Origin of the sequence: Microbacterium sp. HD4P20 (assembly GCF_019449275.2) — a bacterium.
Classification (GTDB): domain Bacteria; phylum Actinomycetota; class Actinomycetes; order Actinomycetales; family Microbacteriaceae; genus Microbacterium.
This window is the reverse complement of the sequence record NZ_JAHZQZ020000018.1, coordinates 264,408-279,389: the sequence shown is the minus strand read 5'-3', so window position 1 is coordinate 279,389 and position 14,982 is coordinate 264,408. Positions and strand designations below refer to the sequence as shown.

Below are 14,982 nucleotides of genomic sequence, written 5' to 3'. Positions count from 1 at the left end.
GCAGCCGCCCGCGCCGGCGACCTCTAGCCCGCCACGCGCCGCCGCCGGACGACGACCACCACCGCGGCGCCGAGCAGGAGCAGGACGGATGCGACGAGGAGCGCCGGCACCACGTCCACTCCGGTGAACGGAAGCGAGCTCGCACCGGCTCCCGCCGCGGCGGAGATCGTGAAGCGGTCCGACATCACCGACAGGCCGGAGGCGCCGATCGCCTCGAGCCGGTGCACGCCCGCTGAGGTCTGAGACGGAATCTCCAGCACTCCCGCCACCGTGCCGTCGGCGTCCGCCGTGAGCACGCCGTCCAGCGCGAGGGGGGCCGAGTGCAGCACGAATCGCACCTCTTCGCCGGGCTGGAAGCCACGGAACTCGACCCGCATACGGCCGCCGGGGACGAGGGCGTACCCCGGGGCCGGCCCGACGCTGCCCGACGGTTCGACGGTCTCCCCCTCGCCCGGGCCACCGCCGCCGGGCTCACCCTCACCAGGATCGCCCCCGCCCGGCTCGCCCTCGCCCGGGTCACCGCCGCCGGGCTCACCCTCACCGGGGTCGCCCCCGCCCGGCTCACCCTCACCCGGGTCGGTCTCGCCCGGCACCGTCGTGAAGGTGCGCACCGGCGAGTACTCGATTCCGCCGTGCGGTCCCTCGGCGATCACGTACCAGCCGTGCTCGCCCTCTGCGAGGTCCTCCCACGTCACGGTCGCGCGCTCCCCCGACGGCGCCTCCGAGACGGCGCCGATCTCGTTCGCCGTCAGGATCTCCGCGCGGAACGAGTCCGTTGCGAGGGTCTTCGCCTGCGGAACGATTCCCGCCGCCGCGTACGGGATCTCGAACTCCTGCATGCCCGGCGGGTCGTTGAGCGAAGCGTCGTCCGAGTCGAAGTCGTCGAGCGACGGCGAATACGTGCGGAAGACGATCCGCCCGCCCTCGTTGTCGAAGTGCGCCAGCCGCAGGTAGCCCTGCCCTCCCTCGGGCAGCCCCTGATAGTCGAACAGCATCGAGTACACGGTGCGATCCGCGATCCCGTCGCCGTCGTCGTCGATCTCATCGGTGCGCGTGTAGGCGTCGTGGTAGTGGCCCGAGCTCACCGCGAACACGTTCGGGTTCGGCGTCACGACCTCGTCGAACACGCGCTGCGGGAAGGGTCCGAGACCACCCGTCGTCAGCATGTACTCGTGCAGGTTGATCCACACCTTGCGCTCGGGGAACTGCCGGATCACCTCGTTCATCCACGCGATGTCCTCGGTGTTGGCTGCCTCGTCGTTCGGCGTCGGCCATCCCATGTACAGGAACAGGAAGTCCACCCCGCCCACCGACACGAGGTCGTAGTGACCGCGGTTGTCCTTGTACGACCCCCCGTACCAGGGGCTGGCGGCGAAGCGGTCCTCGCCGAAGAACTGCGAGTACTGCGCGTAGTCCGCAGCGAAGCCGCCCACGTCGTGGTTGCCGGCGAGCACCCCGTACGGCAGCGACGCGTCGTCGAGCATGCGGTATGCGGCATCCGCGTTCGCCCACTGGTGCGGCTGCGTGTGGACGTTGACGATGTCGCCGGTGTGGATCAGATACTGCAGATTGAGATTCGCCCGCTGCTCGAGCAGGAACTCGTGGATCGCGAGCTGGTGCGGGTAGTAGCCGTCTGTCTCGTTGTAGTACTGCGTATCCGATTCGATGCCGACCGTGAAGTCGAACTCGGCGCGCGCCGTGGCCTCGACGTGGTAGGGCTCCACCGGGCTCTCACGGGTGGACAGATCCGTGGCGGCGAAGCCCTCGGAGTGCTGCACCAGGAAGGTCAGCGTGCCGTCGGTCGCGTGAGCGTCCACCGGCACGAGCGCCTCGAGCGTGAACGCGGTCGCCGCGCCGTCGGTCGTCAGCATCTGATCGGCCTGTGCCCACGTGCCGTCCACGGTACGCGCGTAGAGCGTGACCTTGGCGTCCGCGTTCGCGCTGCCGCGCCAGTCGGCGCGCACCAGCGAGCCGGCATCGGTGCCTTCCGGCACCGCGACCGTGAAGAGCTGGTACGGCAGCGCCGTCGTGCTCGTCGTCTCGACGTTCACACCATCGGTGCCCAGCAGTTTGGAGAGATCTTCGGCAGCCAGCGCGACACCCGAGCTGCGGTCCATGACGCCCGAATCGGTGACCGCGCCGGTCGACACCGTCAGCCCCGCGTCGCCTGGCGCGAAGCTGTATCCCTCACGGAAGCTGAGGTCCAGCGCGTCCTGCTCCGGCGAAGTGGGAGTGGCGGAGAGATCAGCGCTATCGTCCTGGACGATCTCGCCGTCGCCAGGGCCGTCCAGCTCGATGCCCGGCTGCTCGTCCGCGGTCTGGAACGAGACAGTATGCGTCGCGACGTTGCCCACCTGGTCGGTCGCGGTGAATTCGGCGACGTGCGCGCCGGACTGCAGTGCCAGAGAGGTCGTCGCGAGCGGAAGCGAGATCGGATCGCCGTCCAGGGTCGCCGTGATCGACGCCACACCCGCCCCCGCATCCGTGGCGGTCGCATCCACGGCGAAGTGGCCGCGGTAGCGCTCGCCCTCGACCAGCGGGCTCTCGATGACCGGCGCGGTGTTGTCGACGTGCACGGTGCGCGACGTGGCGGACTCGCCGGCCGCGGCCGCGACGATGTGAGGGCCGTCGGCTGTGTCGGTCGTCTTCCACACGGCCGACACCGAGGTGAACGCGTCTTCCGGGATGGTGAACGTCGCCAGGAACGACACGAGGTTCGCGTCGGAGTATGCGATCCGGGCATCCGGCGCCGGGCACTCGACGAAGGCGGGTGCGGTGACGGCACCCTCCTGCTCCTTCGTCGTGGCGCAGTGGTCGGGGCGCAGTACGCGTCCGTCGGGGAGCGCGAGGCGCAGGTTCATCGTCGTGAAGTCGTCGTTGTTCTCATTCACATTCGCCTCGGGCCACGCCTTGGTCCCCGCGGCGATGGTGAGAGTGAGCTGCTGACCAGGAACGACCCGGTCCACGGGCACCGTCGCGTCGACCGTGACGATGCGGGAGTAGTAGCCCTCGTCGAAGATCCGCAGAACCTCGTCGCCGAGCTTCACGCCGTTGCGGAAGAACGCGTCGGTGTTCGTGGCCTCGAAGGCGAAGACGGGGCCGGTCTCGAGTGACGGGACCGCATCGGCGACAGGCTCGCCGTCGATCGTGAGCTCGAGTTCGGATCCGCCGCTGTCCGCCGTCGCCGAGATCCGGGTGTCGCCTCCGACGAACTGGCCCTCGACGAGGTTGAGCCGTACCGGGTCGGGTTCGCCGTCGACGAGGTCGATGCGCACCGGACCGAGCTCGGCATCCTGTGATCCGTCGCTCGCGATCAGCGTGTACTCGATCCAGCGCTTTCCGAACAGGTCGGCCGCGGGTACGGAGTAGTAGTACCGATTCGCCGCGTCGAAGGCGAGACTGCGGGTCTGGGTCGCGCCGAGGTTGTCGCGAATGCGGAGCGTGACCGTGCGCACCTGCACGTCGTCGTTCACATCGAAGCCGAGGTCGAGGTCTGCCGTGTCGGGCACGTCCGAGCTGCCGGTGAGGTCGGTGATCGCCGGCGCGCTGCCCGCCGCCGGAGCCGCGACGAAGCCCGCAGGCACCTGATCGGCGCTCACCGAGCCGGGCGTCGGCGCATCCAGCCGCATCATCGTCTGGATCGTGCCGTCGGTCGGCGCCGGAGCCCACAGCGGAGCCGTTGACGGCGTGTTCCAGCCGTACTGGATCGCGGTGCTCGCGGTGGTCTGGTCGTTGGTGAAGTAGTACGCGCGACTGATGTCGTGCCCGGTGTTCGTGCGCACCTGGAGGCCGCGCGACCCGCCGTTGGCCATGCCGCCGTTGAACAGCTCGACGATGTCGTCGCCGAGCACGAGGTCCGTGCCGAACGCCTCGTTGAAGTCGGCGACGGTGAGTCCTGCGGCCACGCCGGCGGGGTTCTTCACCCACAGCACCAGAGTGCCGCCCGCCGCGATGGTGACATCGCCCGGCTCGGCCGGCCACAGTGTCGAGCTCAAGGTGACAGGACCGGTGAGCGCGTTGTCGGTGTAGAGGTACGACAGCGTGTAGTCGTCGAAGTCGATCGGGGCATCCGAGGCGTTGTAGACCTCGATGAACTCGTACCCGTCACCGCCTCCGACATTCGCGGTGTCGGGTGCGACCTCGGTGATCTGCAGGAGGGGCGCGTGCAGCTCCGGGTCGGTCGGGCGGGTGAGCGCGCTCGTCACCTGCGCGAGCGTCACTGTGCCGGCCGTGACCGCCACGTCGGGGCCGGCTTCCCGCAGCACCGCGTCGACACCGCCGATGGTGCTCGGCACGGCGAACTGCGCGTTCCAGTTGCCGGTGGGGTCGATATCGGCGGGCGCCCACGCGCGGCTGAGCGTTCCGTCCGCGCCGACCAGGCTGAAGCCGCGGTCGCCGCCGTTCGCGATTCCGGCCTGCGGCCCGAAGCGGTAGACCGGCACGCTCGGATCGGCGCCGACGGAGGTGCGGAACTGCTCCTTCGTCAGGGCCGCCTGGGCGGAGTCAGCCCCGTAGTTCAACCAGAACAGAGCCGAGACACCGGCGGGGATCACGACGGGAGCGTCGCTCTCGCCCTCGAGGTGGAGGAACGGCTGCGCGGTTCCCGCGTTCCACTGGCTGGTGTGATATCGCAGCCCGATCCCCTCCGCGGTCAGGTCGATCGGCTCACTGGTGGTGTTCGTGACTTCGACGAACTCCGAGACGTCCGCGCCGGGGTTGTCGCCGTGGATCTCGGTGATCGCGAGTGGGAAGTACTCACCCGCGTTGCCGTCCGCGCCGGGCCCGGGCTCTGCCGGCTCCGCGGGCTCGGTGGGCTCGGGCTCGGGATCCGGCTCGGGGCGGACCAGCTGCTCGGGCAGGACGGCGCCCGGCGTGGCAGGGGCCGCGGTGGGGCTCGTGAGCAGAACCCCCGTCGCCGGCACGACGAAGTGATCCGCGCGACCCTTGTCCGGCGCGGGGCGGTGGTAGTCCGCCCCCGAGACGACCGTGGTGCCGTCGCCCTCGTACAGGCGCAGTGACCGCGCACCCGAGTTGGCGAAGCCCGCCTGGCCCGTGGCGTGGAAGAGCGGGTAGGTCGCTTCGGCGTCGCCGTAGTGCGCCCGGAAATCCGCCTCGGCCAGTTGCCACTGCTCGACGGCGGCGTCGCCGGCTCCGACCGCGTAGCGCAGCCAGAACACGGCGGTGCCGCCACCGGGGATGATCACGTCGGTGAGCGCGGTCGCCGTGCCGGTCTGGACAACCTGGATGAAGGCCGCGTCGTTGTACTGCAGCCGGAAGTCGGCGAAGTCGATGGGCTCGGCCGTGGTGTTGGTGACCTCGAAGAACTCGAAGTGATCCTGGTCGCTCGGCGTGCCGGCATTGTCCTGCATCACCTCGGTGATGACCAGGGGCGGCAGTGTCTCCTCAGCGGCTGCCGGAGAAGCGATCCCCACCCCCGTCAGGGCGACGACGGTGGCGGCGAGCGAGGCGAGAGCGGCGCGCGGACGCGCCGGGACACGGGAGATCACGATGTCCGAGCACACTCACGACGGCTGTCCGCCCGGCGTACGCACGGTGAACGGCTGCCGAACCGCACCGGACCGTTCTGGTCTCCGGTCGTCAACGCTCCGTGGTCGGCGTCAGCCGATCTGCTCGGTCAGCACGAACCAGCGCTCCTCGACGTCGTCCCGCTCGTTCTCGAGCGCCGAGATCCGTTCCATCTCGGATCCGAGGCCGACGTAGTCCGACTGGTCGTGGTCGGCCAGAGCGGTCCGAGCCGTGGCGATCTGCGCCTCGAGCTTCTCCAGTCGTCGCTCGAGAGCTGTGACCTCCTTCTGCGCCGTGCGCAGCTCGGCGCCGGACAGGGCGGGTGATGCGGATGCTGCGACGGCGGAATTCGGTGCCGTCGGGCTGTTCGCGCCGGCGGTGCGCTCGCGTTCGCGCAGTCGCAGGTACTCATCGACACCGCCGGGGAGATGGCGCAGATGTCCGCTCAGGATGGCGTACTGCTGATCGGTCACGCGCTCGATGAAGTACCGGTCGTGCGAGACCACGAGGAGCGTTCCCGGCCAGGAGTCCAGGAGGTCCTCGATCGCGGCCAGCATGTCGGTGTCGAGGTCGTTCGTGGGCTCGTCGAGGATCAGCACGTTCGGCTGCTCGAGGAGGATCAGCAGCAGCTGCAGGCGCCGCTTCTGGCCGCCCGACAGGTCTTTCACCGGCGTCGACAACTGTGCACTCTGAAACCCCATGCGCTCGAGCAGCTGCCCCGGCGTGAGATCTTGCGCCTTGGATCCGGTGCCGAAGGTGTAGGTGGTGCGCAGCCCCGAGATGACGACGCGCACCGGATCGCCGAGGTGCTGGTCGAGTTCGTCCATCCGCTGCGAGAGGGTCGCGACCTTGACCGTCTTGCCCCGCTTGACGCGGCCGGACGTCGGCGCCACCTCACCCGAGACGAGCCCGAGCAGCGTCGACTTGCCGGCCCCGTTCACACCCAGGATGCCGGTGCGCTCGCCGGGTGCGATGCGCCACTCCACCGGGTGCAGCACCTCACGCCCGTCATAGACCACCGATGCGTCGAGCAGGTCGACGACGTCCTTGCCGAGCCGCGACACCGCGAGCGACTGCAGCTCGGTCTTGTCTCTGATCTCTGGGACGTCCGAGATCAGCTCGTTCGCCGCATCGATGCGGAACTTCGGCTTCGACGTGCGCGCCGGCGCGCCGCGGCGCAGCCAGGCCAGCTCTTTGCGCGCCAGGTTCTTGCGGCGCGCCTCGATCGCGGCCGACTGACGATCGCGCTCGACGCGCTGCAGGATGTAGGCCGCATAGCCGCCCTCGAACGGCTCCACGATGCGGTCGTGCACTTCCCACGTGCGGGTGCACACCTCGTCGAGGAACCACCGATCATGCGTCACGACCAGCATGGCGCCCTGGTTCGCCGGCCAGCGACGCTTGATGTGGTCGGCCAGCCACGCGATCGCCTCGACGTCGAGGTGGTTCGTCGGCTCGTCCAGGAACAGGACGTCGTGGTCGGCGGTGAGCAGCGCCGCCAGCGCGACGCGCCGGCGCTGACCGCCCGACAGGCCGGTGACCGGGCCATCCCATTCCAGCTCACCCAGCAGGCCGGAGATCACGTCGCGCACGCGTGCGTCTCCGGCCCATTCGTGCTCGGGACGATCGCCGACGACCGACTCGCGCACGGTCAGGGAATCATCGAGGGTGTCCGCCTGATCGAGGACGCCGACGCGCACGCCGCTGCGCACGGTGACGCGTCCGGAGTCGGGATCGAGACGGCCGGCCAGCATCGCCAGCAGACTGGACTTGCCGTCGCCGTTGCGTCCGACGACGCCGATGCGGTCGCCCTCGTCGATCCCGAGCGAGATGCCGTCGAAGACGACCTTGGTGGGAAATTCCAGGTGCAGGGCCTCGGCCCCGAGAAGATGTGCCATGTCTCCCCCAGGCTAGGCGAGGCGGAGCTCAGTCGACGATCTGCACCTTCCGGTCGAACGCGACGTATCCAGAGAAGTCGGCGCCGACGCGCTCGATCGCGGTCGGCTTCGGCGTGGGGTACGACCAGGCGCCGTCGGCGAGCTGAGCGCCGCCCTTGCTGACCGAGAAGTACTGCGCCTCACCCTTCCACGGGCAGGTGTAGGGCGTCGGGCTCTCGACGAGCGCCCCCTCGGCGAGCGCCGCCGGGGGAAAGTACCAATTGCCCTCGATCCGGACGAGGTCGTCCTGCTCCGCTTCGGCGATCGTCACGCCGTCGAACACTGCCTTCATGATTCTCCCTGGGGGTAGTGGGTGTCAGTCAGGCGAACGCCGCCTGCACCAGGGATGTTCCCCCGGTGTGCAAGGTGGCCCGCTCAGTACCAGATGCTCAGCCGTGGCGCGGTGTGCCAGCCGAAGATGCGAGCCGCGGCCTCGACGTCATCGGACTGCACGCGACGTGCCGCCGAGAGCGTGGCCAGCGACACGCCTCCGAGATACACCGCTGAGAGCTCCTGGATGCCGAGGGTCACGGTGACCGCGCCCGCCGGTGTCTCGTCGGCCGACAGCGTCGTCACACGGGCCGCGCCGTCCGCGCCGGCATCGAGGTGGAAGCGGCCGCCGGCAATGCCCAGCGGATCGGACACGTCGAACACCAGTGTTCCGGCGACGGGGTACCGGCGGGTCTCGAGCGCCCGCGGGACGTCGAGGATCCGCACGTACTGGTGGTCGGTCAGGGTGATGGTCGCGGCGCGCTGATCCGCGATCATCCACAACAGCGGCTCGTCCGCCGCGAGCTCGGACGCGCGCACCTCCGCGACGAGGTCGAGCTCGAGGAGGAAGCGCCACAGCGCGGCATACGCGTCATCGGTCTCGGCGAGCAGATACCCGACGTTCACCGTCGCCTTGGTGAAGTCGTCGTGATTCTCGCGCACCGAGTACACCGCGAGCCCGCGCACCTCTCCCGACGCGTCGGAGTACTGCACCGCGCGCTTCTCGCCCGCCTTCTCGGCGTCCGGCCGGGTGCCGGCGAAGTTGTCCCAGTGACCGCCGGGCACATCGATCTCGCCGGGCACGCGCCGGCGCGAGCGCTCGTGCAGCACCGGAAGGAGCTCGCGCAGCCGCTGTCGCGAGATGAAGTCGACCCGGCCCTCGGGGCGCGGCCCGATCCACGTCGCGCGCCGCGTCTCGATGCGCCACGCCGCCGCGGCGGCGGCGGGAGCGAACCCGTAGCGGCCGTACAGGGTCGACTCGCTCACCGTGAGCATCGCCATGGGGATGCCGGCGGCATGCGCCGTGCGCAGCTCGCCCTCCAGCATCGCGCGGGCGATTCCGCGCCGGCGGTGAGTCGGCGACACGGTCACGGCCGAGATCGCCGCGGAAGGGATCGCTCCCTCGCCCGGCACACTGAGCTCGCCCAGCCACGAGGCGATCGTCGCCGCCGGCGACTCCGCCATGGGCGCGGCGGGATCGAACACGCCGGTGACGCGCCGATAGCCGCTGCGCTCCCGCGCGGCGGAGATCTGCTCGTCGCTGCGCTCACCGTCCTGGAATCCGCGCGCGGTGACCTGCAGCCACGACGAGAAGCCGTCGCCGTCGACCTCGACGCGACGGTATTCCAGCCCGTTCTCGGCGAGGCGAGCACGGGACTGCTCATCCAGAGGCGCGGCGCGGAAGGCGTCCCGATCCGACGCTGAAGCGACCTGTGCGTCGGTCTGGTGGAACGTGGTCATCGTGTGTCCTCCTCGGATCTGGGAAGGTCGGTGCCTTCTCCCGGGAGCAGCGCCCGGGTTTCGGCAGGTTCTCACGCGGCGATGCGCGCTCCCGCCACGGGCCCGTGGACGTGCAGCGCCTCGAACCCCGCAGCCGACAGCGTCACCTGCAACTCGAGCGCCGACTCCGGGTCGGCGGTCAGGAAAGCCAGCGTAGGGCCAGACCCCGACACCAGCCCGGCAAGCGCGCCGGACTGCTCGCCCAGTTCGAGGGCGCGCCGCAGCTCGGGGCGCATCGAGAGGGCGGCGACCTGCAGGTCGTTGCGGATGTGCGCGGCGAGCGCGACAGGGTCGCCGGCGCGCAACGCGTGGAGCACGGCGGGGTCAACCTCGGGCACGCTCGGGGTAGCGACGATGTCGGGGCCGTTCCGCAGCTGATCCAGGTGGGCGTAGACCTCGGGCGTCGACAGTCCGCCGCCCGAGGGCAGCACCACCCAGTCGAAGCGTCCCTTCGCCAGCGCCGGGCTCAGCTGGTCCCCACGGCCGGTGCCGACGGCCGTTCCTCCCATGAGCGCGAAAGGCACATCGGCCCCGAGGCGCGCGGCCAGCTTGTGCAGCTCGGCACCGCCGAGCTCGGCGCCCCACAGCGCGTCGCACGCGACGAGAGCGGCCGCGGCATCCGCGGATCCTCCGCCCATGCCGCCGGCCACCGGAACGTGCTTGACGATGTCGAGGTGCACACCGCCGTCGTAGCCGATGCGCTGCGCGAGCAGGCGCGCGGCCCGCACGGCGAGGTTGCGGTCGTCGGCAGGAACGCCTGAGACGTCGACGGTGCCCGAGACGGCCACCGTGAACTCGTCGGACGGCGTCGCCCACACGTCCTCGAAGAGCGACACCGCCTGATACGCCGAGGCGACGTCGTGGTAGCCGTCGTCCTGCACCCTGCCGACCTCGAAGAAGAGATTGAGCTTTCCCGGTGCCCGCACGTGGACGCCGGCGGCGGCGAGGGCCTCGCTCACCGCCTCGCCGATTCCGCCCAGAGGTCGACGTCGATGCCGTCCGACAGCGCGTCGATGCGCTCGATCTCGTCGGTGCTGAAAGCAGGACCGTCGAGGGCGCGCAGGTTCTCGTCGAGCTGCTCGGGACGGGAGGCGCCGATGAGCGCCGAGGTGACGACCGGGTCGCGCAGCACCCACTGGATCGCCATCTGCGCGAGCGACTGCCCCCGCTCCTTAGCGACGACGTCGAGCCCGCGCACAATGGCTAGCCCCTTCTCCGACAGCTGCTGCTGCGGAAGCGAACCGCGCTGCTGCGCGCGCTGGGCGGGGCCGCCACCGAGGTACTTGTCGGTGAGCAGCCCCTGCGCGAGCGGCGTGAACGCGATGGCGCCCATGCCCTCCTGTTTCAGCACGCCGGTCAGGCCGTCCTCGATCCAGCGGTTGAGGATCGAGTATGCGGGCTGGTGGATCACCAGCGGGGTTCCGAGCGAACGGGCGACGGATGCCGCGACCGCGGTGCGCTCGGCGCTGTACGACGAGATGCCGACGTAGAGCGCCTTGCCCTGCCGCACCAGCGTGTCCAGCGCCCCCACGGTCTCCTCGATGGGAACGTCGGGGTCGACGCGGTGGGAGTAGAAGATGTCGACGTACTCGACGCTCATGCGCTTCAGGGACTGTTCGGCGCTGGCCAGCAGGTACTTGCGCGAGCCGCCGTTGCCGTACGGGCCATGCCACATGTCGTAGCCGGCCTTGGACGAGATGATGAGCTCATCACGGTATGCCGCGAAGTCCTCGCGCATCATGCGGCCGAAGTTGGTCTCGGCCGAGCCGTAGGGCGGACCGTAGTTGTTCGCGAGGTCGAAATGGGTGATGCCGTTGTCGAACGCGTGGCGCAGCAGCGTCCGCTGGTTGTCGAACGGGATGTTGTCGCCGAAGTTCCACCACAGCCCGAGCGAGATCGGCGGAAGCGTGAGACCGGAGGCGCCGACCTGGCGGTACTCCGCGCGGGCGTAGCGATCGTCGGCGGCGGAATAGGGGCGGTGGAGGTCGCCTCCACGGGCACGGTAGCGCGGCTCTTCGGTCACCGGTCCAGGCTATCGACGTCTCGCCCGGCCCGCAGGTTTCGACGGGTGCCGCGCGCGTACACCAGAGCGGCCGCAAAGGGAAGGCCCATGGCAGGAAATCCTGTTGTAATGAAAGGTGCATATGGTTGCCCTACCGGCCGCAGCCGGCCCGCCCTCGAGCGTGCCGCGCACGCCGGTTCTCGGACAGCCGGATCTTCCGTGTCGCCGCGAAGGAGGTTTCGATGCCCGCTCTGTCGGTAGTCCCCCCGCAGCCGGACCCGTGGTCCGATCTGCTCGATCGTCGTGATGTCGTGCTCGATCGCGGGATCCTGCACATCGTCCATGACACCGTGACACCGGAGCAGGCGCGCATCGGCGATCTGCTCCTGGTCGCGTCGACCCTCGAGGCCGCGGGGGTCGAGGTGACGCTGATCCGCCACGACCGCGCGGTTCCGGCCCTGGTCGTCGATGTCGCCGCGCGGGACGCCGCCTTCGCAGCGCTCGCCGCGCTGTGCGACCGCGAGCCGGTCTACGTCAAGGCCAAGCGACGCCCGCCCGTGCTGGCGAGCGAGGCCACCCTCCCCGGTGCGGAGCCGTCGGTGGTGCGGGTCTACCGCCCACGCGTGAGCGCGAACGGCTCGCTGCGCTATGGCGCCGCGCTCGGCGCGCGCCTGGAGTTCTGGCGGCAGCAGGACGACGTGCTCGAGGCGCCCAGCGACAACGCGCTGACGCGTCGGCTCGTGCCCCGTGGCGACCTCGACGTGACGGCCGTGGAGCGTTACGGTCGGACATGGCGCACGATCAGCGGGATGTTCGACCCGCAGCCGCACGAGTTCACCGCAGACGTCGACATGGTCTTCTCGTGGGTCGATGGCTCATCGACGGAGTTCCAGCGCCAGCGCGCCGCACAGATGGCCGAATACGTCGTCGGCGACGGCGACGACGGCCCGGCGCGGTACCGGCACGTGGACGAACTGAAGTACGCGTTGCGCAGCGTGCACATGTACGCCCCTTGGGTGCGTCGCATCTTCATCGCCACGGACTCTCCGGCTCCGGCATGGCTGACCGAGCACCCGAAGGTGACGATCGTGCGCAGCGAGGAGTTCTTCGCCGATCCGTCAGTGCTTCCCACTCACAATTCCCACGCGGTCGAAGCGCAGCTGCACCGCATCCCGGGTCTGGCCGAGCACTTCCTCTACTCCAACGACGACATGTTCTTCGGCCGTCTCATCGAGCCGGAGCTGTTCTTCACACCGGGCGGGGTGACCAAGTTCGTCGAGTGCGAGGTGCGGATCGGCGCCGGCGAGCCCGCCCCGCACCGCAGCGGGCACGACAACGGGCTCCGAGTCAACCGGGCGCTGCTGCGGGAGCGCTTCGGCCGCACGATCGTGCGCGACCTCGAGCATTGCGCGACGCCGCTGCGCAAGAGCGTGATGGCCGAGCTCGAGCAGGCCTTCCCCGGGGACTTCGCCCGCACCGCGGCATCCCGCTTCCGCTCCGCCACCGACATCTCAGTGACCAACAGCCTCTATCACTACTACGCACTCATGACCGGGAGAGCGGTCGCCACGCATCGACCGCGCGTGCGGTATGTGCAAACCACGCTGTCGGCGTCACTGCGCCGGCTCGGACGGCTGGCGGAGCGCACCGACATCGACATGTTCTGCCTGAACGACGGCGGCGAGGTGGAGGTGCCCGAGGCGATCCGCGTTGAGGCCATGCGCACGGCCCTGGAGCGGATGTTCCCGGTCATGGCTCCATGGGAACGCGCGGATTCGGCCGTCGCCGAAGAACTCAGCGGATCAGTGCGATCGGCGCGGTCGGCGCATCCCTCGGCACGCTCGCGGCGTCCGCGGGTGCATCGCTGAGGGGCCGGATTCCCGCGACCCGCAGCCGGTCTCGCGCCTGCTCCGCGTCGATGTGCTCGAGCGTCCTGGGGACATCGACGGGAACGACGGAGTGCACGACGGTCTGGTCGTACACGTGCACGAGGTTGAAAGCCTGGGCGCCGTCCTGAGGCCGGGTGCCCCCGGTGGGCACCGTGAGGTCCTGCGCGTAGCAGGTGGACGAGGCGACCGAGACGGGGATGCCGGCGAAGGTCGCGAAGGTCGAGTAGTGCAGATGGCCGGCGATGATCGCGCGCACGTCGGTGCCGCGCAGCACGTCGGCAAGGCGCGACTGGTCCCGCAGCTCGACGCTCGCCGCCAGCGGCAGCACGCTGGGCACGGGCGGGTGGTGCATCGCGAGAACGGTCCCCAGTGGCGCGGGGGTCGCCAGCGCATCACCGAGCCACTCCAGCTGGGCGTCGGTGACCTCGCCGTGGTGGCGCCCGGGCACCGTCGAGTCGAGCGTGATCACGCGCAGGCCGTCGAGCTCGTCCACCCGGTCGATCGCGTCGGTGTCGGGAAGCTCGCCGAGAAGCCCCGCACGAAAGGCGCCGCGGTCGTCGTGGTTGCCCATGACCCACAGCAGCTGCGCATCCAGGCGCTCGGCGAGCGGTTCGACGAGGTCGCGGAGCTGCTGATACGCGGCCGGCTCGCCGAGATCGGCAAGGTCGCCGGTGAAGATCAGCGCGTCGGGGCGCACGCCGCTGGCCTCCACGGCCTCCAGCGCCCGCGAGAGTCGGTGAGCGCCATCGACCGTGTCGAAGAGGCGTGAACCCCCTGCGCGCAGGTGCGTGTCGCTCAAGTGCAGCAGGATCCGCTCGGGTGCGGGGTACTCTGCGGTGCGCATCGTGTCGTCTTCCTCGCCTCGACCACCGGGACCTGCCCGCAGGCTACCCCCGCGATGGGCGGCAACCCTGGCAACACGGTGAACGTTGCGTGAATGGCCGAGATCAGACGGCGAGCGCGATGCGCACGAAATCGTCGACCGAGAGCTCCTCACCGCGAGCCGTGGGGGCGACGCCGGCGCGTTCGAGAACGGCTGTCGCCTCGGCGGCTGTGCCACCCAGGACGGCGGCCAGAGCCTGCCGCAGCATCTTGCGCCGCTGCTGGAACGCGGCATCCACGATCCGGAAGGTGCGCCGACGCAGCTCGACGTCGCCGCGCGGGCTCTCGCCCCCCGGAAGAACCGGGTCACGGCGGAACGCGACGAGCACGCTGTCGACGTTGGGCATGGGCCAGAAGACCTGCCGCGAAACGGTTCCGGCGAGCCGCCAGGGTCCGTACCAGGCCGCCTTCACGCTCGGCGCCCCGTAGACCTTCGACCCTGGCGGCGCCGCGAGCCGCTCCCCGACCTCGGCCTGCACCATGACGACACCGCGCTGAAGGCTCGGGAAGGTCTCGAGGAAGTGCAGCAGCACGGGCACCGACACGTTGTAGGGCAGGTTCGCCACGAGCACCGTCGGGTCGCCGGGCAGCTCGGTCACGCGCAGCGCGTCGGCGTCCACCACGGTCAGCGCGCCGTCGGCGACGCCGTGAGCAGCCGCGGTGGCGGGAAGGCGCTCGGCGAGGCGGTGATCGATCTCGACGGCGGTGACGGATGCGTCTGCCTCGAGGATCGCCAGCGTGAGGGATCCCAGGCCCGGCCCGACCTCCACCACTCGCTCCCCCGGCGAGACCGCGGCGACCTGCACGATCTTGCGAACCGTGTTAGCGTCCACGACGAAGTTCTGCCCCAGCTTCTTCGTCGGCGTGACATCGAGTTCGGCGGCCAGCGCGCGGATCTCCGCTGCGCCGAGGAGTGTCACGGGCATGCGATCACCCTACCGACCGCAGCGCGCGCACCCGGCCGCGGGCCTTGCAC

9 protein-coding genes are annotated in these 14,982 nt (G+C 70.1%); 1 reads left to right on the top strand and 8 read right to left on the bottom strand.

The features are described from left to right. Positions 1-23: 23 nt before the first annotated feature. From K0817_RS18585 to mgrA, 6 genes are all read right to left on the bottom strand, one after another. On the bottom strand, positions 24-5,507 hold the full coding sequence (locus K0817_RS18585; protein ID WP_308211906.1) for a lamin tail domain-containing protein: 5,484 nt from the start codon (positions 5,505-5,507) through the stop codon (positions 24-26). Positions 5,508-5,618: 111 nt separating this feature from the next. Continuing rightward, positions 5,619-7,424 (bottom strand): ABC-F family ATP-binding cassette domain-containing protein, encoded by a 1,806-nt coding sequence (locus K0817_RS14590; RefSeq protein WP_219982251.1) that lies wholly within the window; start codon positions 7,422-7,424, stop codon positions 5,619-5,621. Positions 7,425-7,452: 28 nt separating this feature from the next. Further along, on the bottom strand, positions 7,453-7,755 hold the full coding sequence (locus K0817_RS14585; RefSeq protein WP_219982250.1) for a DUF427 domain-containing protein: 303 nt from the start codon (positions 7,753-7,755) through the stop codon (positions 7,453-7,455). A gap of 83 nt (positions 7,756-7,838) precedes the next feature. Continuing rightward, positions 7,839-9,194 carry a GNAT family N-acetyltransferase gene (locus K0817_RS14580; protein WP_219982249.1) on the bottom strand — a complete coding sequence of 452 codons (1,356 nt, stop codon included), beginning with the start codon at positions 9,192-9,194 and terminating at the stop codon, positions 7,839-7,841. A gap of 71 nt (positions 9,195-9,265) precedes the next feature. Continuing rightward, entirely contained in the window at positions 9,266-10,192 is a 927-nt protein-coding gene (locus tag K0817_RS14575; protein WP_219982248.1) for a 4-(cytidine 5'-diphospho)-2-C-methyl-D-erythritol kinase, read from the bottom strand. Then, complete coding sequence (mgrA, locus tag K0817_RS14570) at positions 10,189-11,256, bottom strand: L-glyceraldehyde 3-phosphate reductase (RefSeq protein WP_219982247.1); 1,068 nt, start codon at positions 11,254-11,256, stop codon at positions 10,189-10,191. The genes K0817_RS14575 and mgrA overlap by 4 nt, the downstream gene beginning before the upstream one ends. Positions 11,257-11,477: 221 nt before the next feature. Between mgrA and K0817_RS14565 the strand changes: the two genes are divergently transcribed. Continuing rightward, positions 11,478-13,103: a stealth conserved region 3 domain-containing protein gene (locus K0817_RS14565; RefSeq protein ID WP_219982246.1), complete on the top strand. Its 1,626-nt coding sequence runs from the start codon at positions 11,478-11,480 to the stop codon at positions 13,101-13,103. On the opposite strand, the gene K0817_RS14560 is transcribed toward K0817_RS14565, so the two are convergent. After that, positions 13,030-13,968 carry a phosphodiesterase gene (locus tag K0817_RS14560; RefSeq protein ID WP_219982245.1) on the bottom strand — a complete coding sequence of 313 codons (939 nt, stop codon included), beginning with the start codon at positions 13,966-13,968 and terminating at the stop codon, positions 13,030-13,032. The genes K0817_RS14565 and K0817_RS14560 overlap by 74 nt on opposite strands. Before the next feature lie 103 nt (positions 13,969-14,071). After that, a complete protein-coding gene (gene rsmA, locus K0817_RS14555) occupies positions 14,072-14,932 on the bottom strand; it encodes a 16S rRNA (adenine(1518)-N(6)/adenine(1519)-N(6))-dimethyltransferase RsmA (RefSeq protein WP_219982244.1) in 861 nt (286 codons plus the stop codon). Positions 14,933-14,982: the final 50 nt, after the last annotated feature.